This window comes from Proteiniclasticum ruminis (assembly GCF_900115135.1).
GTDB lineage: Bacteria > Bacillota > Clostridia > Clostridiales > Clostridiaceae > Proteiniclasticum > Proteiniclasticum ruminis_A.
Map to the genome: position 1 here is coordinate 67,556 of NZ_FOVK01000003.1, position 21,535 is coordinate 89,090.

The 21,535-nt window shown below is 45.0% G+C and carries 23 protein-coding genes and 1 other annotated feature; of the genes, 14 read left to right on the forward strand and 9 right to left on the reverse strand.

The window, feature by feature from the left end:
- Positions 1–10: 10 nt before the first annotated feature.
- The 4 genes from BM243_RS06685 to BM243_RS06700 form a co-directional block, all read right to left on the reverse strand.
- Positions 11–421 (reverse strand): hypothetical protein, encoded by a 411-nt coding sequence (locus tag BM243_RS06685; protein ID WP_074911626.1) that lies wholly within the window; start codon positions 419–421, stop codon positions 11–13.
- Positions 422–434: 13 nt separating this feature from the next.
- Positions 435–1,295 carry a Cof-type HAD-IIB family hydrolase gene (locus BM243_RS06690; protein ID WP_074911627.1) on the reverse strand — a complete coding sequence of 287 codons (861 nt, stop codon included), beginning with the start codon at positions 1,293–1,295 and terminating at the stop codon, positions 435–437.
- A 118-nt stretch (positions 1,296–1,413) separates the two neighbouring features.
- Positions 1,414–2,565, reverse strand: coding sequence for a baeRF3 domain-containing protein (locus BM243_RS06695; RefSeq protein WP_074911628.1), 1,152 nt, complete (start codon positions 2,563–2,565; stop codon positions 1,414–1,416).
- Between the two features lie 190 nt (positions 2,566–2,755).
- Complete coding sequence (locus tag BM243_RS06700) at positions 2,756–3,376, reverse strand: 50S ribosomal protein L25 (protein WP_074911629.1); 621 nt, start codon at positions 3,374–3,376, stop codon at positions 2,756–2,758.
- A 270-nt stretch (positions 3,377–3,646) separates the two neighbouring features.
- Between BM243_RS06700 and BM243_RS06705 the strand changes: the two genes are divergently transcribed.
- The 6 genes from BM243_RS06705 (at position 3,647) to BM243_RS15035 (ending at position 8,984) form a co-directional block, all read left to right on the forward strand.
- Positions 3,647–3,943: an ATP cone domain-containing protein gene (locus tag BM243_RS06705; RefSeq protein WP_083422672.1), complete on the forward strand. Its 297-nt coding sequence runs from the start codon at positions 3,647–3,649 to the stop codon at positions 3,941–3,943.
- Positions 3,944–3,990: 47 nt separating this feature from the next.
- Positions 3,991–4,851, forward strand: coding sequence for an RNase adapter RapZ (rapZ, locus tag BM243_RS06710; protein ID WP_074911630.1), 861 nt, complete (start codon positions 3,991–3,993; stop codon positions 4,849–4,851).
- A 23-nt stretch (positions 4,852–4,874) separates the two neighbouring features.
- Positions 4,875–6,038 carry an N-acetylmuramoyl-L-alanine amidase gene (locus BM243_RS06715; RefSeq protein WP_074911631.1) on the forward strand — a complete coding sequence of 388 codons (1,164 nt, stop codon included), beginning with the start codon at positions 4,875–4,877 and terminating at the stop codon, positions 6,036–6,038.
- 132 nt (positions 6,039–6,170) lie between these two features.
- Positions 6,171–7,148: a tRNA modification radical SAM protein MnmL/YtqA gene (locus BM243_RS06720; RefSeq protein WP_074911754.1), complete on the forward strand. Its 978-nt coding sequence runs from the start codon at positions 6,171–6,173 to the stop codon at positions 7,146–7,148.
- Complete coding sequence (locus tag BM243_RS06725) at positions 7,138–7,857, forward strand: 2-phosphosulfolactate phosphatase (RefSeq protein WP_074911632.1); 720 nt, start codon at positions 7,138–7,140, stop codon at positions 7,855–7,857. Before BM243_RS06720 ends, BM243_RS06725 begins: the two co-directional genes overlap by 11 nt.
- A 26-nt stretch (positions 7,858–7,883) precedes the next feature.
- On the forward strand, positions 7,884–8,984 hold the full coding sequence (locus BM243_RS15035) for a histidine phosphatase family protein (RefSeq protein ID WP_083422673.1): 1,101 nt from the start codon (positions 7,884–7,886) through the stop codon (positions 8,982–8,984).
- A gap of 37 nt (positions 8,985–9,021) precedes the next feature.
- Here BM243_RS15035 and BM243_RS06740 read toward each other — a convergent pair whose 3' ends face one another.
- Entirely contained in the window at positions 9,022–9,366 is a 345-nt protein-coding gene (locus BM243_RS06740) for an SH3 domain-containing protein (protein WP_177213475.1), read from the reverse strand.
- Between the two features lie 15 nt (positions 9,367–9,381).
- A complete protein-coding gene (locus BM243_RS06745; RefSeq protein ID WP_074911634.1) occupies positions 9,382–9,858 on the reverse strand; it encodes a hypothetical protein in 477 nt (158 codons plus the stop codon).
- Between the two features lie 162 nt (positions 9,859–10,020).
- Here BM243_RS06745 and BM243_RS06750 point away from each other — a divergent pair, with 162 nt between their 5' ends.
- The 8 genes from BM243_RS06750 to BM243_RS06785 all read left to right on the forward strand — a co-directional run bounded on the left by BM243_RS06750 (position 10,021) and on the right by BM243_RS06785 (position 19,254).
- A complete protein-coding gene (locus tag BM243_RS06750; RefSeq protein WP_074911635.1) occupies positions 10,021–10,245 on the forward strand; it encodes a (2Fe-2S)-binding protein in 225 nt (74 codons plus the stop codon).
- Positions 10,245–10,805, forward strand: coding sequence for a ribonuclease domain-containing protein (locus BM243_RS06755; RefSeq protein WP_074911636.1), 561 nt, complete (start codon positions 10,245–10,247; stop codon positions 10,803–10,805). The genes BM243_RS06750 and BM243_RS06755 overlap by 1 nt, the downstream gene beginning before the upstream one ends.
- A complete protein-coding gene (locus BM243_RS06760) occupies positions 10,802–11,071 on the forward strand; it encodes a barstar family protein (RefSeq protein ID WP_074911637.1) in 270 nt (89 codons plus the stop codon). The genes BM243_RS06755 and BM243_RS06760 overlap by 4 nt, the downstream gene beginning before the upstream one ends.
- A 154-nt stretch (positions 11,072–11,225) precedes the next feature.
- The gene (locus tag BM243_RS06765) at positions 11,226–12,320 is read left to right on the forward strand and encodes a hypothetical protein (RefSeq protein WP_074911638.1); all 1,095 of its coding nucleotides are present in this window, start codon (positions 11,226–11,228) and stop codon (positions 12,318–12,320) included.
- A 76-nt stretch (positions 12,321–12,396) separates the two neighbouring features.
- Positions 12,397–12,629, forward strand: a binding site (T-box leader).
- 47 nt (positions 12,630–12,676) lie between these two features.
- Entirely contained in the window at positions 12,677–15,790 is a 3,114-nt protein-coding gene (ileS, locus tag BM243_RS06770; protein WP_074911639.1) for an isoleucine--tRNA ligase, read from the forward strand.
- Between the two features lie 301 nt (positions 15,791–16,091).
- Entirely contained in the window at positions 16,092–17,090 is a 999-nt protein-coding gene (locus BM243_RS06775) for a LacI family DNA-binding transcriptional regulator (RefSeq protein ID WP_074911640.1), read from the forward strand.
- Between the two features lie 13 nt (positions 17,091–17,103).
- A complete protein-coding gene (locus BM243_RS06780) occupies positions 17,104–17,601 on the forward strand; it encodes a phosphatidylglycerophosphatase A family protein (RefSeq protein ID WP_074911641.1) in 498 nt (165 codons plus the stop codon).
- A 234-nt stretch (positions 17,602–17,835) separates the two neighbouring features.
- Entirely contained in the window at positions 17,836–19,254 is a 1,419-nt protein-coding gene (locus tag BM243_RS06785; protein ID WP_074911642.1) for an MATE family efflux transporter, read from the forward strand.
- Between the two features lie 80 nt (positions 19,255–19,334).
- Here the strand turns inward: BM243_RS06785 and BM243_RS06790 are convergent, their stop codons facing one another.
- The 3 genes from BM243_RS06790 to BM243_RS06800 are packed head-to-tail and all read right to left on the reverse strand — an operon-like array spanning position 19,335 to position 21,527.
- Entirely contained in the window at positions 19,335–19,781 is a 447-nt protein-coding gene (locus BM243_RS06790) for a DUF3021 family protein (protein WP_074911643.1), read from the reverse strand.
- The gene (locus BM243_RS06795; RefSeq protein WP_074911644.1) at positions 19,781–20,227 is read right to left on the reverse strand and encodes a LytTR family DNA-binding domain-containing protein; all 447 of its coding nucleotides are present in this window, start codon (positions 20,225–20,227) and stop codon (positions 19,781–19,783) included. Before BM243_RS06795 ends, BM243_RS06790 begins: the two co-directional genes overlap by 1 nt.
- Positions 20,202–21,527, reverse strand: coding sequence for an alpha/beta hydrolase family protein (locus BM243_RS06800; protein WP_074911645.1), 1,326 nt, complete (start codon positions 21,525–21,527; stop codon positions 20,202–20,204). The genes BM243_RS06795 and BM243_RS06800 overlap by 26 nt, the downstream gene beginning before the upstream one ends.
- Between the last annotated feature and the right edge of the window lie 8 nt (positions 21,528–21,535).

Below are 21,535 nucleotides of genomic sequence, written 5' to 3' on the forward strand. Positions count from 1 at the left end.
CAGGATGCAGCTACCCCATCTGAATGAGATGCGTACCTATGGCAAGAACCATCAGCACTGCGATGATTTTATGAACGAGAAGCAGCGTTTTCTTGGTTTCTTTCTTCGCCTTGGAAACCAGATACCCAAGGGCTCCCTGAAGGAGCATCAGTACTGCCGGAACGACACCACTAAGAACAAATCCCCAACGGCTGTACTGGACAAGGAAGTGTCCAACAGCGCCCAGGGCTGCTATGAGGCCAAAGAGTCTATGGTTTTTCACTATGAATTTCATGAACATCTGCCAGGGTTTTTTGAGGGTTTCTTTTTTAAGAAGGGTCTTACCAAAGGTTTTCTGCACATATTTCACAACAGGGTTGAGAAAGGAAAGAGAGAAAAAAACCACGGTAAACCAACCTAAGAATTCGCCTAATTCACGCATAACAATCGACTCCTTATTCTTTTTCGGTTAAGTGCTGTAAAAACTTCACTGCTCCATCTTCATCGTTGGTGGGGGCCAGGTAATCTGCCATGGCTTTGATATGTTCTACGCCATTTCCCATGGCTCCCTTGATGCCGGCCACTTTGATCATGGAAAGGTCATTATAGTTGTCTCCAATGGCTGCCACATCCTGAAGATCTATCTGAAGGATCTCACAAAGATGGGTCAGGGCGATGCCTTTACTGGTTTTGCTGCTGGTCATCTCAAAATTATATTTCCAGGAGCTGAAGGTCCGGATTCTCTTATCCATGGTAAAATACTCCATCGCTTTGTGTATTTTATTGAGGTACGCACTGATGGAAGACACACTGTTTCCGCTGTCAATGGAGTTTAATAAAGTCTCCATATCCTCCACCACTTTCAGGTTTCCTTGAGATAAGACAAGACCCAGAATATCCTGCTCCAGTTCTTTCTTTTTGGCAGAATCCAATGCTCCAACATCCTCCAGTTCTTTATGGAGAATCGCAAGACTCTCCTTTGTGATATAGGTATAATCATCATCCGCCACCTCGTACTCCAGGTTTTGCCCCTGAAGATACTGGATGATGTCTTTCACCTGATCTTTTGGAATGGAGATGGAGTAGATTTTCTTCCCGTTATTGTCGTAGATACTGGCTCCATTGCTGGAAATGATATAAGGTCTGATTTTAAAATCCTTGATGATCTCCAGAATGTCAGAATAGGATCTTCCAGTGGCAATGCACACAGGGAGACCATTCTCCATGGCGCTGTTCAGGGATGCAAGGCTGTAGGGGGAAAGGGTATGATCGGAAGCCAGAAGAGTGCCATCCAAATCTGTCACAAATAACTTCATAAAATTTACCTCCAAATATGAAACTACTTTCTTCAAGGTCAGTATATCATAGGGCATCGTTTTCACGAGTAAAGAAAACTCGGCAGCAGGAAATTTTCATTCACCGCTGCCGAAAAGACTATGCTCTATTTGGCTCCGGATAACGGAAGATGGATTTAACGCCTGTCTCTAAAGGAATCTCCCCGTTTGAGACCACGATGACTTTTGCTTTCTGCTCCAGTGCAAGAAGAGCCAGATCGTTGAGAAGATCGGTGCCCGTATCCTCATGGCTGAGGTGACCAAGATCTTTGTTGATGCTTCCAGGCACAGTGGCATCGAGATTTACAATGAGTGTATCCACCCGGGCGGTAGCTGCAGCCCGTGCGATCTCACTAAGATCCTCGGAAGCCAGTTCTCTGGATTTATTGAACTCATATTTTTCATGGAGCTTTCTGATGTTCTCGGTATATTTTTGAGAAAGCAGGTTCCAGGCAAAGGAGATGAACTCCTCTGGTGTGACAGTCTGGGGATCTTTTTTAATGCCGTCTTTCAGAAGATACTGGTTATGGCTGAGTTTTTGAAACTCTGCATGGTACTCTGGCAGTGCAGCGAGAATCAGCGGAAGATCGGTGCGCTTGGAGTGATTCTCATGGATATAACGGTCCACCCAGCGGAAATACTTCTCCTGGTCCACGGCTTCCTCATCCCGGTTGTCTCCGCCTCCGCCAAACATGGTTTTACCACTGGTGCCCAAGGATACGCCGTGGGTTCTGTTTTCCTCATAAAAGCTGCCCACCACGTCTTTCAGGGATTTCTGCTCTTCCTTAGGAAGCTCCACTTCTCTGATGCCGTAGCGGTTTCCTTCAAAGAGCGTGAAGTTCGTTTTGTAGAGGGCCAGTATCTGGTAGCTGTCATCGGTCTGATAGGCATTCAAAAGAGGTTTTACATAAAAGTTTTTCGAGACTTCCACATATTCTTTCACGTCACGCTGAAGCTTGTACACAACCATCTCGTCTCTTTTGGCCAGAACGCCAAGACCATCCAGCTGGTAGCTCCAGAATGGTTTATCCTCAAGAAGGGTCTTTAAATCACTTAATATCTCCTCTCCCGCTTTTCCGGGATAATTTTTAGCGAGTAGATCTTCTGCTTTTTTCAGCAGATTCTTGAAGCGGATTTCATTATCCTTTGTTTCAGTGGTCAGTCTGCTGGTAGGCATGTAGATGGAAACAAAAGGGGGCTCTCCGTTTTCAATGATAGGATGCGGGAATCTTTCTGCAACGATGTACGCCATAGTATACCTCCTAAATTAATCGTAATATTCTGACATTTTAGGATAAGGAAAGACCTCTCCTATGAGTGTTCTTATTATACAATAAATTATTGAACAGAATTTGAAAGAAACATGAACGAAAGGTATGTAAAGTATGCATTTCACAGAAAAAGACTGTTCCGCAGGGGAACAGTCTCTATAAGCTAGGTTGCTATTCTTCCTCACCGATGACCTTGGGCTCAGCGCTGTCTTCTGCAGGTTCTTCTGCATCTTCATCCACTTCTGCCATCTGAGCGGAGAGAACGACTCCGAGCAGCACATCTTCTTCGGCTTCTACTTCAATTCCTTCAGGGATCGAGAGGGCACTGAGGTGCACTTTATCTTCAAAGTTCAGCCCTGTGACGTCGATTTCCAGCTTTTCAGGCAGATCTTCTGCAGGGCCCTTCAGAATCAGTTCCTGCACATTCGGCTGGAACAGAAGTCTTCTGTGGGTCAGGCTTTCCTCACCGAGTATATGGAGAGGAACGGTCACTGAAATGACTTCTCTTAATGAGATGGCCTGAAAATCAATGTGTTCCGGCAGGAAGGTGGCACCATTTCTTTGGACTTCCTTCACAATGGCGGTGACAGCTTTTTCAAGACCTTCCAGTTTTACAATAGATGTCTTTGTGTTTTCCTTCAAAAGCTTGTTGGCTTCTGACAGACTCATCTCCAAAGGGATGGAGTCCTTGAATTCTCTTCCATAGACAACACCTGGGACGATCCCATCTCTTCTGAGTTTTTTGGCTTTTACACCACTTCGATTTGATACTTGATATACTGTATTACTCATAATCACTCACTCCTCATACAAACGTATATCCGACATCCGACAACTATTATTATACATCACACTGGAGAATAAATGGCGGAATAAACAGATTATTTAAAGTATATTATCTAAGGGTTTATAGTTTGCTTAGAATGTTTAAGACAGGTTCATAATCTCATGGGCCATAAAGAGGATCTTCCGGTTTTTCCGGGTAAAAATCCTGTAGAACCTTATAATTTTCAAGGATTATAGTATAATAAAGGCAAGAATATAATAAAAGGTGGGAGTATCATGCTGAAAGTGGTAAAAAGAGACGGCAGAATTATTGATTTTGATCTGGAACGCATCAAAGTGTCTGTGGCCAACAGCGCCAGAGATTCGGAAATCCAGGTGACCGAGAAGGAGCTGGATCTCATCTCCCATCAGGTGGAGAAAACCATCCGTAAGGTCCGAGGGGAAGAAGGCATTACATCAACCTATGAAATCCGAGGTGTCGTGGTCCGCGTTCTGAAGGAAATGGGCTATAAGAATATCGCCAAGGATTTCTATGAAGGGGAAAAAATCAGAAAGAAGGAAGACTCAAAATAACAAGGGTCAACGACATCGATATGTAAAACAGAAACAGGGGGTGCGTCATGGAGCTTGTCATCGTCACAGGAATGTCCGGCGCTGGAAAATCAGTTGCGGTGAATGCTATGGAGGATCTGGGTTTTTTCTGTGTGGATAATCTGCCGCCACAGTTCCTATTGCAGTTTGCGCAGCTCAGTATCGGCACAAAAGGAAAAAATGACAGAATTGCGCTGGTGGTGGATGCCAGAAGCAAAAATGTCTTCACCAGTCTCAACGAGGAGATCAATCTTCTGGATGAGAATAAAATCCGCTATAAGCTCTTATTTTTGGATGCATCCGATGAGGTGCTCCTGAACCGGTATAAGGAAACCAGAAGGAAGCATCCGCTGATGGATAGTGAGCTGACCTCTCTGGAAAAAGCCATTGATCTGGAGCGGACTTCCTTTGAAACCATCCGAAGCCGTGCAGACTATATCTTGGATACCACCTTTCTTTCCAGCCAGAAGCTGAAGAAGGAAGTGAATAATCTCTTTTCTGTGGAAGGGAATCACAGAATGCAGATCAAAACGGTGTCTTTCGGATACAAATACGGAATTCCCAACGACGCGGATCTTGTTTTTGATCTGCGGTATCTGCCAAATCCCTACTATGTTCCAGAGCTTCGGGAGAAGACAGGACTACAGGATGAGGTGTTTCATTATGTCATGGAGACAGAACAGGCAGAGAGTCTGTTTCTGAAACTCATTGATCTCATTGAGTACCTGATTCCTCTCTATACAGAAGAGGGCAAGAGCCAGCTGGTCATTGCGTATGGGTGCACCGGCGGTAAGCACCGCTCTGTATCCTTTGCCAGAAGGACTGCAGAGTATCTCAAAGAAAAAGGATTCCCAGCAGTGACCCAGCATCGTGATATTGAAAGGGTCTAGAAGGGGTGAAAGGAAACATTGTCATGAAAAGAAAACAAAGGATTTTCCTCATGGTCTTACTCCTGTCCCTCAGTGTGCTCTTTACTGGATGCAAATCCAGCAGCAGAGAGGCATTCAACACAAAAATGAAAGAAGGAGAAGTGCTCCTTCAGGCGGAGAAGTATGGGGAAGCGGTAGAGTTTTTTGAGGCTCTATATAAGGAAAACAGTGACAGCATCACCCTCATGGAGAAGCTGGAGTATGCCATTACTCTGGAGGCGTCTAGAAATGCACTGAAAAAAGCGGAAGCCTACCTTGAGGAGGAAAACTACCAGGAGGTGCTGAAATCTCTGGAAGGGGTCCATCAGGAGGATGAAAAAGGTGTGCTCCTGAAAGAGGCTCTTCTGGAGGATATGAAAAAGGAGTTTCTCTCCAAAGGAAAAACGCTTCTGGAAAAAGAGGCCTTTGATGAGGCCCTGGCTCTTCTGAAAGAATATGAAAGGCTAAGAGGGGAAGATTCTGACATTCTGGTCCTTCATGAAACCATTCTGGAAGAGAAGAACAAACCGGAAGAACCCAAGAAGCTGATTGTCCTCAATGCGGGGCACCAGAAGGTGCAGGATAAGAATCAGGAGCCTTTGGGTCCTGGCAGCAGTGAGACCAAAAACCGTGTAACCTCTGGAACCAGAGGTGTGGCCACGGGTATTTACGAGTATGAGCTGAATCTTCTCATGGCAGAGAAACTGGAAAAGAGACTGCTGGAGGAAGGATTCCTGGTGAAAATGGTCCGTTCATCCCATGAGGTTTCCATCAGCAACAAGGAACGGGCAGAAATGGCCAACGCCTGGGGAGCAGATCTTTATATCTCCATCCATGCCAATGGAAGTGAGAACAGCAGGAAGCAGGGAATTCTCACCATCTATCCATCCAAGGACAACCCATTTGTTTCTCATCTTAGTGACGAAAGCCGAAGGCTTTCAGAGCTTCTTCATGATGCCATGGTAGAGAAGACAGGAGCGAATCCTGTGGGTGCAGTGCCCATGGACCATATGGCCAGTCTCAACTGGTCAAAATCCCCTGCCACCATCATTGAAATGGGATATATGTCCAACCGCGAGGAGGATGTGCTTCTTTCCGAGGAAGCCTATCAGGCAAAACTTGTGGAAGGTATGGTAGAAGGGATCAAAGCGTATTTTTCTTTTGAATAGTCCTAGCTAGAATTGTGAACAGTACCAAGCCTTATGCCGGCAGGTGCTGTTTTTCTTTTTTTTGAGCGAAAAGGATGTATAATTTTAAGTAGATGTTTGTTTCAGATAGAAAGAAGAAAGACATGGTGCAGAATGAAAACTTGGGAAAACAAAAGATATCACAGCCTGAACGCCTTCTTAAGGGAGAAGTTTCAGGATAAAGTATATAAAATCAGTCTGGATGCAGGATTCTCCTGCCCAAACCGTGATGGAACCATCCATGGCACAGGGTGCATTTTCTGCAGCGAGCGGGGGTCCGGTGATTTTGCCGGGGACAGAAATTTCAGCATCACAAGGCAGTTTGAGGATATCCGCTGCATGATGGAGAAAAAATGGCACAGCGGAAAGTATATCGCCTATTTTCAGGCTTATACCAATACCTATGCAGAGCCGGAAGTGCTTCGGGAGAAATACCGGGAAGCCATCAGCAAGGAAGGGGTGGTGGCGCTTTCCATTGCCACAAGACCAGACTGTCTGGGAGAACCTGTGCTGGAAGTGCTGGAGGAATTCCGGGATGAAGTCTACACCTTTGTGGAACTGGGGCTTCAGACGGTATCGGATGAGACGGGCAGAAAAATCAACCGAGGGTATGATCTGCCGGTGTTTGAGGAGGCTCTGTCGAAGCTGAGAAGTAGTGGCATAGATGTGGTGGTCCACGTGATTTTTGGGCTTCCCGGTGAGAGCCTCGAAGATATGAAAGAAACGGTGCGCTATCTGGCTGCAAAGGATATACAAGGGGTGAAGTTCCATCTTCTTCATCTCATGAAGGATACCCCCATGGTGCACCTTTATGAACGGGGAAAGCTTACGTTTCTCTCCATGGAAGAGTACGTATCCCTGGTGGCGGAGTCCATTGCCATGCTTCCGGAGTCTGTGGTGATTCACAGGACCACTGGAGATGCGCCCAGAGATCTTCTCATTGGACCTCTGTGGTCCTTGAAGAAATGGGAAGTGCTCAATGCCATTGACCAGTACTTTGTGGACCATGATCTCTATCAGGGGAAAAACTATAGAAAAAAAGAAACAAAAGAAGCAGAAATGCTTGGAACAGGAGAAAAGAATGAAGATTGATGTGATTCTGACGGGAAAAGAAGTCAGCCCAGAACAGGTGAAAGGTACTGCTGTAGTGGTGGTGGATGTCTTGAGAGCCACCTCTGTGATCATCACGGCGCTGAAAAATGGTGCAAAAAGCGTGGTTCCTGTCCAGTCTGTGGAGGAGGCTCTTCTCACAAAGAAAAAACTGGAGCAGGTGGTTCTGGGCGGTGAAAGAAAGGCCCAGAAGATTGAAGGGTTTGATCTGTCTAACTCCCCTCTGGAATATACCCATACGGCCATCCATGATAAGAATGTGATTCTGACCACCACCAATGGGACTCTGGCCATCACCAGAAGCAGTGCGGCCAAAAGAGTGCTCATCGGAGCTCTTCTGAATGCTACAGCTGTGGCAAAGGAAGCTGTAAGGGAGGACACGGACATCATCGTGGTGAACTCCGGAACCAACGGACAGTTCAGTATGGACGATTTCATCACCACAGGAGCGCTGATCCATGAGATGCTGAAGGAGAAGCCCTATGAGCTGACAGATATTGCCAGGACCTCACTTTTCATCTATGAAAGTCATCCGGACCTAATCAGTTATGTGAAAGAGGCGAAGCATTATAAAGTGCTCGAGAATCTTCAGCTTGAAGAGGATCTTGCCTACTGCTTCCAGAAAGACCTTCTGGAAGTGGTGCCCGAATATAAAAATGGTGTCATCCGTCTCAGTGAGAATGTTGTGTAGTATGGAATCATGTTAAGGAGGAGCCTATGTTTTTTAAGCGTCTCTACGAACCTCAAAACCTGCCGCTTTATAGACAAAAAACCTATAGAAAAGCGGTACGTGCGGTGATCATGAAAAATGGCAAGCTTCTGATGCTTCAGACTAAAAATGGAGACTATAAGTTTCCGGGTGGTGGAGTCAAGAAAGAGGAAGAAGATACAGAGGCACTTCGACGAGAAGTGATGGAAGAGACTGGATTCAGACTCTTTCAAGTAGGAACGTATCTGGGGAAAGTGCTGGAACGGAAGAAAGATGAATTTTTGGATGATACCACCTTTGAGATGGAATCTTATTATTTTCTCTGCAGCATATCCGGAGAGCAAGGCGTCCAAGCACTGGAAGGGTATGAGCTGGATCTTCAGTTCACTCCCGTTTGGGTATCCCTGGAGGAGGCCATTTCAAGCAATGAAAAAGTGCTTCAGAAAGGCGAAGACCTTCATTTCCGGTGGATTGAGAGAGAGACAGATATTTTGAAGGAGCTGAGAAGTTTGAACAATACAGAAAACAAGGTCACGACGGTATACTTTGTCAGGCATGCAGAGCCTGTGCATGGTCATAAAGAAGACCGGACAAGACCTCTGACCCTAGAAGGTCACGAAGATGCTAAGAAAGTCACAGAATTTTTCAAAGAAAAAGAAGTGCATGCCTACTATTCCAGTCCGTATCTTCGGAGTAAAGACACCATCCGAGGCAGCGCAGAGGAAAAGGGGATGGGGATAGAGGAGCACTTCGGACTGAGAGAGCGGGAAAACGGGAAAAGTGAGAACACCAAAGAGATGATCAGGAAGCGCTGGGAAGATTTCCATTTCCATGAGGAAGAAGGAGAGTCTCTTGCCATGGTTCAGAAAAGAAACCTGGAAGCTTTAACTGAAATTCTCCAAAAAGCATCAGGGAGAACCGTGGTTGTGGGCACCCATGGCACGGCGTTAAGTATGATTCTCAATCACTACAATCCAGCCTTCCAGGTGGAGGATTTTTTCAGAATCATCGATTTTATGCCCTATATTGTGAAGCTTACTTTTCAGGGAGACAAACTTATGAATTTCAGTGAAGAGTTCTATCTTCAAAAAACCTATAAACGGTTCTAAAAAAAGGATACCTGATTTTTTCAGGTATCCTACATTTTTACATAAAAATCGGTTCAAGACTCTCCAGGGGCAGCCAGCCGGCATTGCCGCTTTTTTCATGAATACAATAAGCCCAGCTGTTGATGAATTTCACAAGCTCCACCACATCTCCTACGGTGACGGCTAGTTCCTTGGAACAGTAATCTTCCAGAAGTATAGACTCATCTCCAATGTCTTTCAGATACGCTCTTGGAATCCAGCCTTCTGCTAGTGTGTCATGGGAAAGGCAGTAGACCCAGTTTTTCCAAACAGGATTTCCAATGTACTCTTCCAGGCGGAGAACCCGGTCATCTTTCTTGACTTCAATGAGGTTGGCTTCATTGATAATATGATTTTTAACCACAAGATGTCTCATAAATCAGATCCCAAGAGAGAGGACAATGTCTGAGATGACAAGTTCCATCTCTTCCTGTGAGATTTTATCGCTGATCTCAAAATAAGGAGTCAGCATGCAGTTTCTGTCAAAAAGCCGGAACAGTTCAATCATGATGGGAGAAGTCTCTGGCTCCACCCGCTGGGTTTCATCTCCTTGATAGGAAAGCACACCAAGAAAAGTGCTTCCATTTTTAACCCTTTCCATAACCTCATTGACCAGGGGGGCAAGGCTTCTTTTGATGTATTTTTCATAGTCTTCTTCCACACCTGTATTCCGCTGGATCTGATCCTTCTGGAACAGTGCATACTGCTTTTCCACATTGGGCACAGCCACAAGATTCACAGATAAATCCATCAGATCTTTTACCACAGGCAAAGGTCCCATGCCAAATCTTTTCTCAGCGGGGAGCATGCCCTGGTCCAGAATGCTGTGGGTAATGACGAGAATTTTATCTTCCATTTGAAAACACCTCCGATGTTTGGAAAACTTAGTTTAATTATGCCATTATTCTGAAAAAAACTCAATGAAGCCAGGATGACAATCCTATGAATAATTTCAGAGGTAGTAGTGGCGGACAGAAAAAGTTATAATGAAGAAAAACAGGAAATCAGGTGAAAATAGATGGATGATCAAAAACAGGAACAAATCATGGACAACATCACCAAGGTCTGCATCTGCAGAGCCATTCCCAGAAGGAAAATCAAGGATGCCATAAGAAAAGGGGCAGATACGGTGATGAAGGTCAGTGAAGCTACAGGAGCCATGACAGGAGAATGCAGAGGAAGACGATGCGGCCTGAAAATCAAAGGGCTCATTGATGGCTACAAGGAAGGAGACTGGGAGTAATGAAGTGGATTCACAGAAAAAGTCTATCCTTCTTACTGGTCTTTCTGCTGTCTACGCTTTTTGCAGGATGCAGCATCCTTGATGCTGTGGTGGAGGAAGAGGTAAATACACCGGGGGTATCTGAAGAAAACCCTGGTGAGTCTCCAGGTGTGGAGTCTCCGGAGGAGGAAGAACACCCGGAAACCAGTGTGAAGGAAATTACAGAAGAGGGATTCTATACCAGCAAAGAAGAGGTGGCCCTTTATCTTCATACCTTCGGGAAGCTTCCAGGAAATTACCTGACAAAAAGGGAAGCGGAAGATCTTGGCTGGGAAGCCAGTGAAGGGAATCTCTGGGAAGTGACAGAAAAGATGAGCATCGGAGGAGACCGGTTCGGAAACCGGGAAGGGCTTCTCCCTAGTGCCAGCGGCAGAAAGTGGTATGAGTGCGACATCGATTATGCAGGCGGATACCGGAATGAGAAGAGGATTGTTTATTCCAGCGATGGACTCATTTATTATACGGGAGACCATTATGAGTCTTTTGTGCAGCTCTATGATGCGGAAGGAGCAGTACCATGAAAAAAGTGCATTTGAACGGAAAAAGAATGATCTCAAAAGAAGTGACCCATGCGTATCTCAAACGGAAATTTAATTTCCCGGATTATTACGGAAAGAACTTGGATGCTTTGTGGGATCTTCTCACCACCCTTGGAAAAGACACGGACATTATTATTCTCCATAAAGACTGCATCCTGGAAAACCTGGGATCCTATGGAGAAGCGCTTTTGGCTCTTTTTCTGGAGCTTCCTGAAGAGTCGGACCGGATCAAGGTGGAAATCAGATAGTGAAGCGCCGCCGGAGAGGAAATCCTCCCTGGCGGTTTTCTTTTTGCCTTTTTCAAGAATCTTCTCTACGTTTTCACAACTATCCGTTATAATGAATAGAAAGAAGACGGATTCCTCATAATAAAGGAGTCATTAAAAGTCAAAGGAGAAACAGATGAATTTTAGATATAAGACCATAAGAGAACTTTTGTTAAACTGTGAAATGGAGGACCTTGCCATTGCACTGGACCATTTTGATGAGGAGTATAGAGAAGAGGAGACCCAGGAAGACCTCATAGAGAAGCTGGAGAACGCTCAGAAATCCTATCCAGCAGAAGCCTTCTATATGCTCTCCCAGGAAGACCTTGCACTACTGAATACCATAAAGAAAGCAAACGGTATGATCACCGTAGATATGAATGAAGAAAACCATGAACTCATGGATGCAGTGGACAGACTCATGGATCTTTGCATCGTGACGTCAAAATCTGATGTGGAAAGTGAGCTAGCGGACGTGTTTGTCAGTGAAGAGTTCCTTTCTGTATTCGAATCCTATCTGGAACCGGAAAGAAGAAGTTTTGCGGGGTATCTGGATGAAGCAGCCCGTATGGTGGAGGGTGCACTGTATTACTATGGTGCTTTGCCGCTAGAGAAGCTTTTTGAGCTGGTTCATACCAATCACGGCAATATGGATTTCACATTCTTCAATCGGGTGCTGTCCTACAAGCTGACCCTGGATGGACTCTATGAGTCTGTGGACATTGGCGAAACAGAGTATATTTTGGCTGCGGATTATCAGGACTTTTATGACTTAACCGAGATTTCAATGAAAGAAAAGCTCTATGGCTATCGTCCCCTCACGAGAGAAGAACTCCTTCAGGCAGGAGATCCGGACTTTATAGAAAATGAGGAGGAGTTCATGGATCTTTATCTATCCATGGAAGAAGCCGAGGTTTCGGAAGAGCTTACAGAGGACCTTTTCTATCAGGTGCCGGAAGAAGTGATTCTTCTGATGTTCCTGAACTTCACCATGGACCTGGCGAGAAAGCATCCTCATCCGGAGGTCATTGTGGAGGAGTTCTTCAGCGGTATCACCCTGAGCCAGAAGGAGAGCATCAAAGACATCCGTAAGAGATTCATGGATTATGTGAACAAAGTGGCCCGATGGAGCTATTTAGGCCATTCCTTTGACCAACATCCAAAGAAAAAGATGGAGAACAAAAATGTGGTTTCCATGAAAGCATATATCGGACGTAAAAATCCATCCTAAGCTTCGTGCTCATGGTGGGCTAAACAGTCAAATAAGTTGTTTGACAAGGTATAAGGCATATACTATAATTATGTGGTCAAACGCTGTGATCAGGAAGAGTATCTTCTATTCATCGCTTATAGAGAAAGGTTGGTTGGTGCAAAACCTGAAGCGGAAAGATGAGAAAATCACCTGGGAGCGGATCTTCTGAACGATGTAGTAAGAAGATACGTGATTTCACGTTACGGAAATAGGATATATCAGAAGAAATGTTTCTTCCTGTATCTGAAGATTTATATTTAGGTGGTATAGCGAGACCTCGCCCTATTTGGGCAGGTCTTTTTTATTTATTAGGGAAAGAAGGAGTTGTTGAGAGCATGTACAAAAAAGTAGAAGCGGGAAAATCTTTTGTTTCCATGGAAGATGAAATCCGTGAACTGTGGCATGAGAAAGACATCGTAGAAAAAAACTACAAACTGAATCAGGATGGGGAAGTGTTCACTTTCTTTGATGGCCCTCCAACGGCCAATGGAAAACCACACGTAGGACACGTGCTCACAAGAGTCATCAAGGATCTTATTCCAAGATACAAAGTGATGAAAGGGTACAAGGTTCTGAGAAAAGCTGGATGGGACACCCATGGTCTTCCAGTGGAGCTGGAAATCGAGAAGAAACTGGGCATCAATGGAAAAGAAGGCATTGAAGAGTATGGCGTAGAAAACTTCATCAATGAATGTAAGGAAAGTGTATTCAAGTACACCAGCATGTGGAAGGAAATGTCTGAGAAGATCGGTTTCTGGGTAGATATGGAAGATCCTTACATCACTTATAAAAATGATTATATCGAATCTGAGTGGTGGGCGCTGAAGACCATGTGGGAGAAGGATCTTCTCTATAAGGGCTTCAAGGTTATGCCTTACTGCCCAAGATGTGGAACAGGTCTGTCTTCCCATGAAGTTGCGCAGGGGTATAAGGATGTCAAAGACTCCACCGCCATTGCAAAGTTCAAGGTGAAGGGCACAGAAAACAAGTACATTCTGGCCTGGACCACAACCCCATGGACACTGCCATCCAATGCGGCACTGGCTGTAAATAAGAGCTTTACTTATGTGGAAGCGAAAGTGGGAGAGGAGATCCTCATCCTGGCCAAGGAGCTTTGCGAAAAAGTTCTGGAAGGAAAAGAATATGAGATCGTCCGAGAATTCCTGGGCGAAGAGCTGGTAAACACCGATTACGAGCAGCTGATGCCTTTCCATACACCAGAGAAGAGAGCGTTCTTTGTCATTCATGGGGACTTTGTCACCTTGTCTGACGGTACCGGTGTGGTACATACCGCTCCAGCCTATGGTGAAGACGACTATATGGTGGGCATGAAGAACAACATCCCATTCATCCATTTAGTCAATGAAGAAGGAAAGTTTGTGGATGAAGTGGAGCCTTTCAAGGGCATGGATGTCCGAAAGGCAGACAAAGCCATCCTGGACTGGCTGGAACAGGAAAACAAGCTGTTCCATACTGAGAAGTATACTCACTCCTACCCACACTGCTGGAGATGTGACACACCGCTTCTTTACTATCCAAAAGACAGCTGGTTTGTGAGAATGAGCTCCTTAAGAGACAAACTTCTGGAAAACTCCAACAGCGTCAACTGGTATCCAGATAATGTAAGAACCGGTAGAATGGGCAAGTTCCTGGAGAACGTCATCGACTGGGGCATTTCAAGAGACAGATACTGGGGAACCCCACTGCCAATCTGGGAGTGCGAATGCGGCCATAAGGAATGCATCGGTTCCATCGAAGAGCTGAAGAAAAAGGGCAAGCATGTGCCGGAAAACATCGAGCTCCATAAGCCATACATCGATGAAGTGCACCTGACCTGTGAAAAGTGCGGCGGGGACATGAAGAGAACCCATGAGGTTATTGATGCCTGGTTTGATTCAGGTTCCATGCCTTTTGCCCAGTGGCACTATCCTTTTGAAAACAAGGAAATGTTTGAGGAGAACTTCCCTGCACAGTTCATCTCTGAAGCAGTGGATCAGACCAGAGGCTGGTTCTATACTCTTCTCGCCATTTCCACAGCCATCTTTGACAGAAGTCCGTTTGAGAATGTCATTGTTATGGGCCATGTTCTGGACAAGAAGGGCATCAAGATGTCCAAGCATAAGGGCAATGTTGTAGATCCGATGAAGGTCATCAACGAGCAGGGAGCAGATGCCACCAGATGGCATTTCTATACAGCATCCATGCCATGGCTGCCCACAAGATTCTCTGAAGATGATGTGGCAGAAAGCCAGAGAAAGTTCCTGCTGACCCTTTATAATGTATACTCCTTCTATGTGCTGTATGCGGATCTGGATCAGTTCAACCCGCTGGAGTACAAGAACCATGTATCAGACAATGTTATGGACAAATGGATCCTCTCCAAGCTGAACTCTCTCGTGAAGAAGGTGACGGAAGACCTGGATGGCTACAGAATCACCCAGGCGGCGCTGTCCATTGAAGAGTTCACAGACAGCCTGTCCAACTGGTACGTCAGAAGAAACAGAGCAAGATTCTGGTCTGATGAACTGTCAGAGGACAAGATCAGTGCCTACACCACCCTGTACCATGTGCTGGTGACTCTAGTGAAGACGGCAGCACCATTTATCCCATACCTTGCTGAAAGCATGTACCAGAACCTGGTGGTGAATCTGGACAAAACAGCAGAAGAATCCATCCACTTCACCAGATTCCCTGAAGCAGACGAAAGTCTCATCCATGAGAATCTTGAGAAGGAGATGGGACTTGCCTACAGTCTGGTGGCTTTAGGAAGAAGTGCAAGAAACACCTCCAATATGAAGAACCGTCAGCCGCTGTCCCAGATGCTGATTTCTGAAAAGGAGCTTCCAGAGTACTATGGAGACATCATCAAGGAAGAGCTGAACATCAAGGAAGTTGTACTAGGTGCAGATCTGTCCCAGTACGTGAATTTCGAGATCAAGCCAAATCTTCCAGTTCTTGGAAAGACTTACGGCAAGATGATTCCAAAGATCAGAGCGGCCATCGGTGCCATGAACCAGATGGATCTGGCATCCAAGATCAATGGCGGTCAGGAAGTGCCTGTGGACATTGATGGGGAAGAAATCATCCTCAATGCCGAGAATCTACTGGTGACCATGCAGGGTCTGCCTGGTTATGCCTTTGCAGGTCAGGGTGAACTGGGTGTTATTTTGGACACCAATGTGACACCTGAACTGAAGGAAGAAGGGGATGTGAGAGAAATCATCTCCAAGGTTCAGAATCTCCGTAAAGAAACGGGCTTTGAAGTGGCAGATAAAATCAGGCTGTATGTTTCCGGCAATGAAAGACTGGAAAGCATCATGAAGAAGTTTGAAGACCATCTGAAGAAGGAGACCCTGACAGAAGAGCTCCACTATGGTGAAGAACATGCCTATGAGGAGTTCAACATCAATGGAGAAGCACTTCAGATTGCAGTAGAAGTTGTGAAGTAATCTAAGGATTTTCAAGAAAACCAGCTGTTTAACAGGCAGCTGGTTTTTTGCACAATGAAAATACAGGATATTATGTAAATTATTTTCATGAAACCTTTACATAATGGAGTGGAAGGTGATATGATAGTATCATTAAATGTAAAATCAGTATTGGTTTACATTTTCATGAAAAATTCAAAATTATTTCATGAAATCTATATTACAATAGAATTGGAAAGGTTTACGAAACCGGTAAATTCGCAAAGTGAATCTGAAAGTGAAATGTAAATCAATGAAAATGAATAGATGAGGAGTGGGTAAAATGGCAGCTTCAATTAAGGATGTTGCAAGAGAAGCGGGCGTCTCCATCGCCACCGTATCTCGAGTATTAAACAATGTGGATGTAGTCAATGAGGATACAAAGAAAAAGGTGCAGGACGCCATTAAAAAGCTGAGCTACAGACCGAATATCGTGGCAAGAAGCTTGAAGACACAAAAGACAAAGACCATCGGAATTCTCGTTCCGGATGTATCTAACCAGTTCTATCCTGAAGTCGTCAGAGGTGCAGAAGACGTAGCGAATATTTATGATTACAACATCATTCTTTGCAACTCGGATTCTGATCTTGAAAAAGAAAAAGAGTACATCCGTGTGCTGAAGGAAAAAATGGTAGACGGGATGCTTTATATGAGTTCTTCCCTGGAAGGAGAGATTCTGGATCTTATTGATGAGCTGGAGCTGAAGACCGTTCTTGTAGAAACGAAGATTTCAGGTGGAAAGCTGCCAAGCGTCACCATCGACAACAAGAAGGCTGCCTATGACGCCACCAAATATCTCATCGATAAAGGCAATAAGAAAGTTGCTTATATCGGACTCAAGAAAGACCGAAACAATGCGGTATCCAAGCGTTATAACGGATATGAGAAGGCTCTCAAGGACAGCGGCATGGAAGTGGACCCAGGCCTTGTGTACTTTGGAGACTTGAAACCTGCAGACGGATATAACGGAATCAATGTGATCTTGGAAAACAATGAAATTGATGCGGTGTTCTGCGCTTCTGATGAAGCAGCCATGGGTGCCATCAATGCATTAAGAGACAAGGGTTTAAGATGTCCCGAAGATGTGGATGTCATGGGATTCAATGACGTAAACATGGCAGCGGTATTCTATCCAAAGCTCACCACCATTGCACAGCCAATGTATGACATGGGTTCTGTTGGCATGAGAATGCTCATCAAAGCTGTAAACAACAAGCCTCTGGAAGACAACCAGTACGTACTTCAGTACTACTTAGTGGAAAGAGACTCTGTAAAGAAGTAGGAAGGAGAGTGCCATGGCTTATAAATACAACATGGAGGAGCTCCATGAGATGACCGTTAAGACTCTGGAAAGGCGTGGCGTTACCTTAGAAGATATCGCAGATATCGTCATGATCCTTCAGGAGAAATACTATGAAGGCCTCACCAAAGAAATGTGTGTGGAAAATCTCAAAGCAGTTCTTCGGAAGCGTGAGATCATCCATGCGGTGCTGACGGGCATCGCCATTGATGAGATTGCAGAGAAAAAGCTTCTGCCGGAACCTTTGCAGGAAATCGTGGAAAGTGATGAAGGGCTTTATGGAATTGATGAAATCCTGCCTCTTTCCATCGTCAATGTCTATGGAAGCATCGGACTCACAAACTTTGGTTATTTGGATAAAGAAAAAATTGGGATCATCAAAAAACTGGATGAGGAAAAGCATGGCATCCATGTGAATACCTTCCTGGATGATATTGTTGCAGCACTTGCTGCGGCAGCTGCCAGCAGACTCGCTCATTCAGACAGATCATAGAAGAAAAGGGTTAAGATACACAATGATGATTGTGTGTCTTTTCCTTTTTTTCAGAAGCAGTACAGATTTTTCAAATCTGTATCTCTTTCAGTGAAAAAATGACTTTACAGAACCGGATAAAAGTAATATCATAATGGGTATGCCTAATAAGGTACAATGATTAAATAAAAAAATAAAACTGTGAGACATATTTTAGCGTTGCAGTTTGCCGTAAGGCCGAGGAGGATTCATATTATGGGAGATCGTGCAAAGCTGATGAGAGAGGAGAAAATCTTCAAGCTGTTCTTGAGGTTTTCAATTCCAGCTATTTTAGGGATGATTGTCCAGTCCCTGTACAATATTGTGGACAGAATTTTTATTGGTAATATTCCTTTGGTTGGTGGACTTGCCATCAGCGGTATTGGTGTCGTACTGCCCATCACCTTTATCATCATGGGATTTGGTATGCTCTTTGGTATAGGTTCCGGAGCGAATATTTCTATCAAGCTGGGACAGAACAAGAAAGACGACGCAGAGAAAATTTTTGGTGTAGGATTTTTCATGCTGGCAGCAGCTGGCGTTGCCATTACGGTTTTTGGTCTGATCTTTTTGGAGCAGATTGTCAATCTTTATGGTGCAGATGATACCATACGAGTATACGCCAAGGATTATCTAAGGATCATCTTATACGGAAACATTTTCAATACCATCGCCTTTGGACTCAACAACATCATCCGTGCAGAAGGAAATGCGAAGATTGCCATGTATACCATGCTGGTGGGTGCCATCACCAATACAGTGCTGGACCCAATTCTCATTTACGGATTCAACATGGGTGTAGCTGGTGCTGCTTGGGCCACCATCATCGCTCAGTTTGCGAGCTTTGTATGGACCATGTCCTATTTTGTCACTGGGAAGAGCATGCTGAAACTAAGGAAAGAGTATATCCGCTATTCCAATTCACTGGTGCTGAAGATCATGTCCATCGGCGCCTCACCTTTTGCCATGCAGGTGGCAGGAAGCGTTGTGGGAATTCTCATGAATCAGAGCCTTTCCACTTACGGTGGTTCTCTGGCCATTGGTGCCTATGCAGCCATCAACTCCGTGGTGACACTTTTCTTTATGCCAATTTTTGGAATGAATCAGGGTCTCCAGCCCATCATTGGGTTCAACTATGGAGCGAAGAATTTCAGAAGAGTCCGGGAAGCGCTGAATGTGGGACTGATTTCTGCAACGGCAGTTTGTGTCGTTGGATTTATCTTTGTCCAGACCATGCCTGAGGTATTCATCAACTTCATCTCCAAGGATCCTGAAATCAGGACCATGGGTGTGGAGGGCATCAAGAGGTTTATGATCATGATGCCAGTGATTGGAACACAGATCATCAGTGCAAACTTCTTCCAGGCCATCGGAAAGGCTCAGAAGTCCTTTATCCTGTCCATGCTGAGACAGGTGATACTGCTCATTCCGCTGATTCTCATTCTGCCGAATTTCTTCGGCCTCATGGGTATCTGGACTGCAGTGCCTATTGCGGACTTCATCGCCACCGCAGTAACCGCAGTGGTTCTCATTGCCGAAATGAAGAATCTCCATCGGGATGAATTGCAGTACCGTGAAGAGAGAAAAGATCAGATTGAAGAGAATGTGGAGAAAAAGCTTGGAGCAAGCCTTTAAGAATCTCTGAGGAATAATTTCATAGAACAAAAAAGGAACAGCATCGGATGAAGCTGTTCCTTTTTTCCATTTTGAGCCATCTAAGGTTCTGTATCCTGTATCTTTTTCTGAAGATGCTTGAGCGCACTGTTGAATTCCTCAGCCACTCGTTTGTCATGGACGTAGGACACAAGATGTACTGCCAGATTGATGATGAAGATTGTCAGTGCAAGAGAAAAAGCCATGGAGGGAGATGTGAGAATTCCAAAAACATACAGGTTTGAGAGGATGAGGATCTCTAGGAGTAAAAAATGTAGAAGTGACCTCAGAAGGACTTCTTTGATGCTCTGGTCTTTTTTACTGTAGAAGACCAGCATAGGAAAGGAAGCGATGGCTCCGAAAATAAGAGGAGAGAAAAACGCTTCATAGCCAAAGGTCATATCGGGCTCAAAGATCCGCCCGACGATGGCCATGGCTAAAGTAATGAGGGTCACGGTGATGAAAAAACTCATCATGATCCGTTTTATGAGAAATGTTTTAAAGTCCATTAGAACGTACCTCCAAGTACTGCTTTTTTTAGAGAGGGCACATACTGCCTGGAAACTATGATTTTTTCTCCGTTTTTCATATGCGCTGTGAAGCGGCCATTGAGGGCCGGACTGATGCTCTGAAGTTTCAGGAGATTGATGACAAAGGACTTTCCACACCGGATGAAATGGTGTTCTTTGTAGAGGTCTTCTACCTGATAAAGCCGCACCTTCATCTCGTAGCTGTGGTTTTTGGTGTAAGCGAAAACCCGTTCATCCACCGCTTCAAAATAGTAGACAGCAGAAAGAGGAAAGGTGAATATCCTTTCCTCAAGAATTCCTGTGAGTGTCGTGCCCTTTGAGAGGACAAAGGATTTGATCTCTTCTACCTCTTTTGTGACTTCCACACATTCAATGATAAGCTGTTCCTGATCTTTCTCATTAATTTTCCGCACTTGTACTTTCATCCAAATATTCCTTTTCAATCTGAGGCGCACCCTCATTTTTCAGATAGCTGTTGAAAAATTCCAGCACAATTTCATTCATGGTGACGATGGCGGACCTTGCATCCGCGGTGCCAATGCCCAGTTTTTCAGCAAGGATGGGGGAGAATAGGGGGAGGTCTGTGAAGTTCAGATGTCCTGTTCCTCTGAAAACCGTCTCTCGAGCATCCAAGGCATGGGCAGAAGCATAAAAGTTATCATATTCTTCTCCTTGGGTTTCTATGGCACCTTCGTAGTGATCTTCCGCGCATACATTCAGAAGGGGTACTGGGTAGGGAGTATCATTAAGAACCACACGTCCATCTTCAAAGTCCACTTCTTCGCCCAGCATGGTGCCGTCCAGAACGATCACCGCATCCACGTCATTTCTTTCTCTGGCCGTCTCTGCGGAGGATGCACCTCCCAGAGAGTGACCGAAGAGTCCGATGGCTTCAATGTTAAGGAGGGAGAAGGGAAGGCCTGGAGCAATGCTTCTGGTTTCACCGAGGATGGTATCCAGAAGAAAATGGATATCTTCTGTTCGGAGGTTCATCCATTCCTTTGTGATGTGGAAGACCTCCTCTTCCCGGCTGGTGTCTTTCAGTCCGTTGATTTCCACGGCTTTTTGAAGGAAATCCTGATCAGCCAGTGTGAGGGTTCTTTTTGTATCCACCGTGAAGAAGGCATGGGAGGTGTGGCTGATGCTTCCAACAACATATCCATGGGAAGCCAGTTCCTGGAAGGTGAAGAAGTTGCTGCCGCTGAATCCGAAAGCACCATGAGAAAACACAATGAGAGGGAACTTCCCTTGATCCGTTTTGGGGTAGTAAAAATCTACGGTGACGTTTCGAGGCATTTTCTCATCACTGAAAGGATCCATCCGGCTCTGATCTGTATACGTAAATTTTTTAGTCTCCACTTGATAGGATCCGCTTGCCTGGATGGGTTCAAAAGGCGGGAATAAAAGAAGCGGAACCAGGGAAAGGAGAAGTGTGAGGACTGCAGTGGTGTAGTACATCCCAGCTTTTACTTTTTTAAAAGGTCGCTTCTTTTTTTTCAGGAGAAGGACTCCATTTACGAGGAGTCTTCCGGTGAGCCAAAGCATCAGTGGGGTGAACCGGAAGCTGTAGGGGAGAATCTTTGTTCCAAAAAGCAGGACCAGAATCAATGTGAAAGCAGAGTAGGCAATACACTTTTCCTGAAACAGCCTGTTCTTCTGCTTCAGGCTGAAATAGAAGAGAGCGGTTTCCAAAAGAACCAACAGGATCAATACCACATAAAACATAATTTATA

Bases quoted from the DNA above. Each gene is read 5' to 3' on its own strand.
- BM243_RS06790 (WP_074911643.1), bottom strand. From the start codon at position 19,781: ATGGACTTTAAAACATTTCTCATAAAACGGATCATGATGAGTTTTTTC.
- rapZ (WP_074911630.1), top strand. From the start codon at position 3,991: ATGGAGCTTGTCATCGTCACAGGAATGTCCGGCGCTGGAAAATCAGTT.
- BM243_RS06775 (WP_074911640.1), top strand. From the start codon at position 16,092: ATGGCAGCTTCAATTAAGGATGTTGCAAGAGAAGCGGGCGTCTCCATC.
- BM243_RS06720 (WP_074911754.1), top strand. From the start codon at position 6,171: ATGAAAACTTGGGAAAACAAAAGATATCACAGCCTGAACGCCTTCTTA.
- BM243_RS06725 (WP_074911632.1), top strand. From the start codon at position 7,138: ATGAAGATTGATGTGATTCTGACGGGAAAAGAAGTCAGCCCAGAACAG.
- BM243_RS06705 (WP_083422672.1), top strand. From the start codon at position 3,647: ATGCTGAAAGTGGTAAAAAGAGACGGCAGAATTATTGATTTTGATCTG.
- BM243_RS06755 (WP_074911636.1), top strand. From the start codon at position 10,245: ATGAAGTGGATTCACAGAAAAAGTCTATCCTTCTTACTGGTCTTTCTG.
- BM243_RS06690 (WP_074911627.1), bottom strand. From the start codon at position 1,295: ATGAAGTTATTTGTGACAGATTTGGATGGCACTCTTCTGGCTTCCGAT.
- BM243_RS06760 (WP_074911637.1), top strand. From the start codon at position 10,802: ATGAAAAAAGTGCATTTGAACGGAAAAAGAATGATCTCAAAAGAAGTG.
- BM243_RS06695 (WP_074911628.1), bottom strand. From the start codon at position 2,565: ATGGCGTACATCGTTGCAGAAAGATTCCCGCATCCTATCATTGAAAAC.
- BM243_RS06715 (WP_074911631.1), top strand. From the start codon at position 4,875: ATGAAAAGAAAACAAAGGATTTTCCTCATGGTCTTACTCCTGTCCCTC.
- BM243_RS06785 (WP_074911642.1), top strand. From the start codon at position 17,836: ATGGGAGATCGTGCAAAGCTGATGAGAGAGGAGAAAATCTTCAAGCTG.
- ileS (WP_074911639.1), top strand. From the start codon at position 12,677: ATGTACAAAAAAGTAGAAGCGGGAAAATCTTTTGTTTCCATGGAAGAT.
- BM243_RS15035 (WP_083422673.1), top strand. From the start codon at position 7,884: ATGTTTTTTAAGCGTCTCTACGAACCTCAAAACCTGCCGCTTTATAGA.
- BM243_RS06800 (WP_074911645.1), bottom strand. From the start codon at position 21,527: ATGTTTTATGTGGTATTGATCCTGTTGGTTCTTTTGGAAACCGCTCTC.
- BM243_RS06765 (WP_074911638.1), top strand. From the start codon at position 11,226: ATGAATTTTAGATATAAGACCATAAGAGAACTTTTGTTAAACTGTGAA.
- BM243_RS06685 (WP_074911626.1), bottom strand. From the start codon at position 421: ATGCGTGAATTAGGCGAATTCTTAGGTTGGTTTACCGTGGTTTTTTTC.
- BM243_RS06780 (WP_074911641.1), top strand. From the start codon at position 17,104: ATGGCTTATAAATACAACATGGAGGAGCTCCATGAGATGACCGTTAAG.
- BM243_RS06700 (WP_074911629.1), bottom strand. From the start codon at position 3,376: ATGAGTAATACAGTATATCAAGTATCAAATCGAAGTGGTGTAAAAGCC.
- BM243_RS06745 (WP_074911634.1), bottom strand. From the start codon at position 9,858: ATGGAAGATAAAATTCTCGTCATTACCCACAGCATTCTGGACCAGGGC.
- BM243_RS06750 (WP_074911635.1), top strand. From the start codon at position 10,021: ATGGATGATCAAAAACAGGAACAAATCATGGACAACATCACCAAGGTC.
- BM243_RS06795 (WP_074911644.1), bottom strand. From the start codon at position 20,227: ATGAAAGTACAAGTGCGGAAAATTAATGAGAAAGATCAGGAACAGCTT.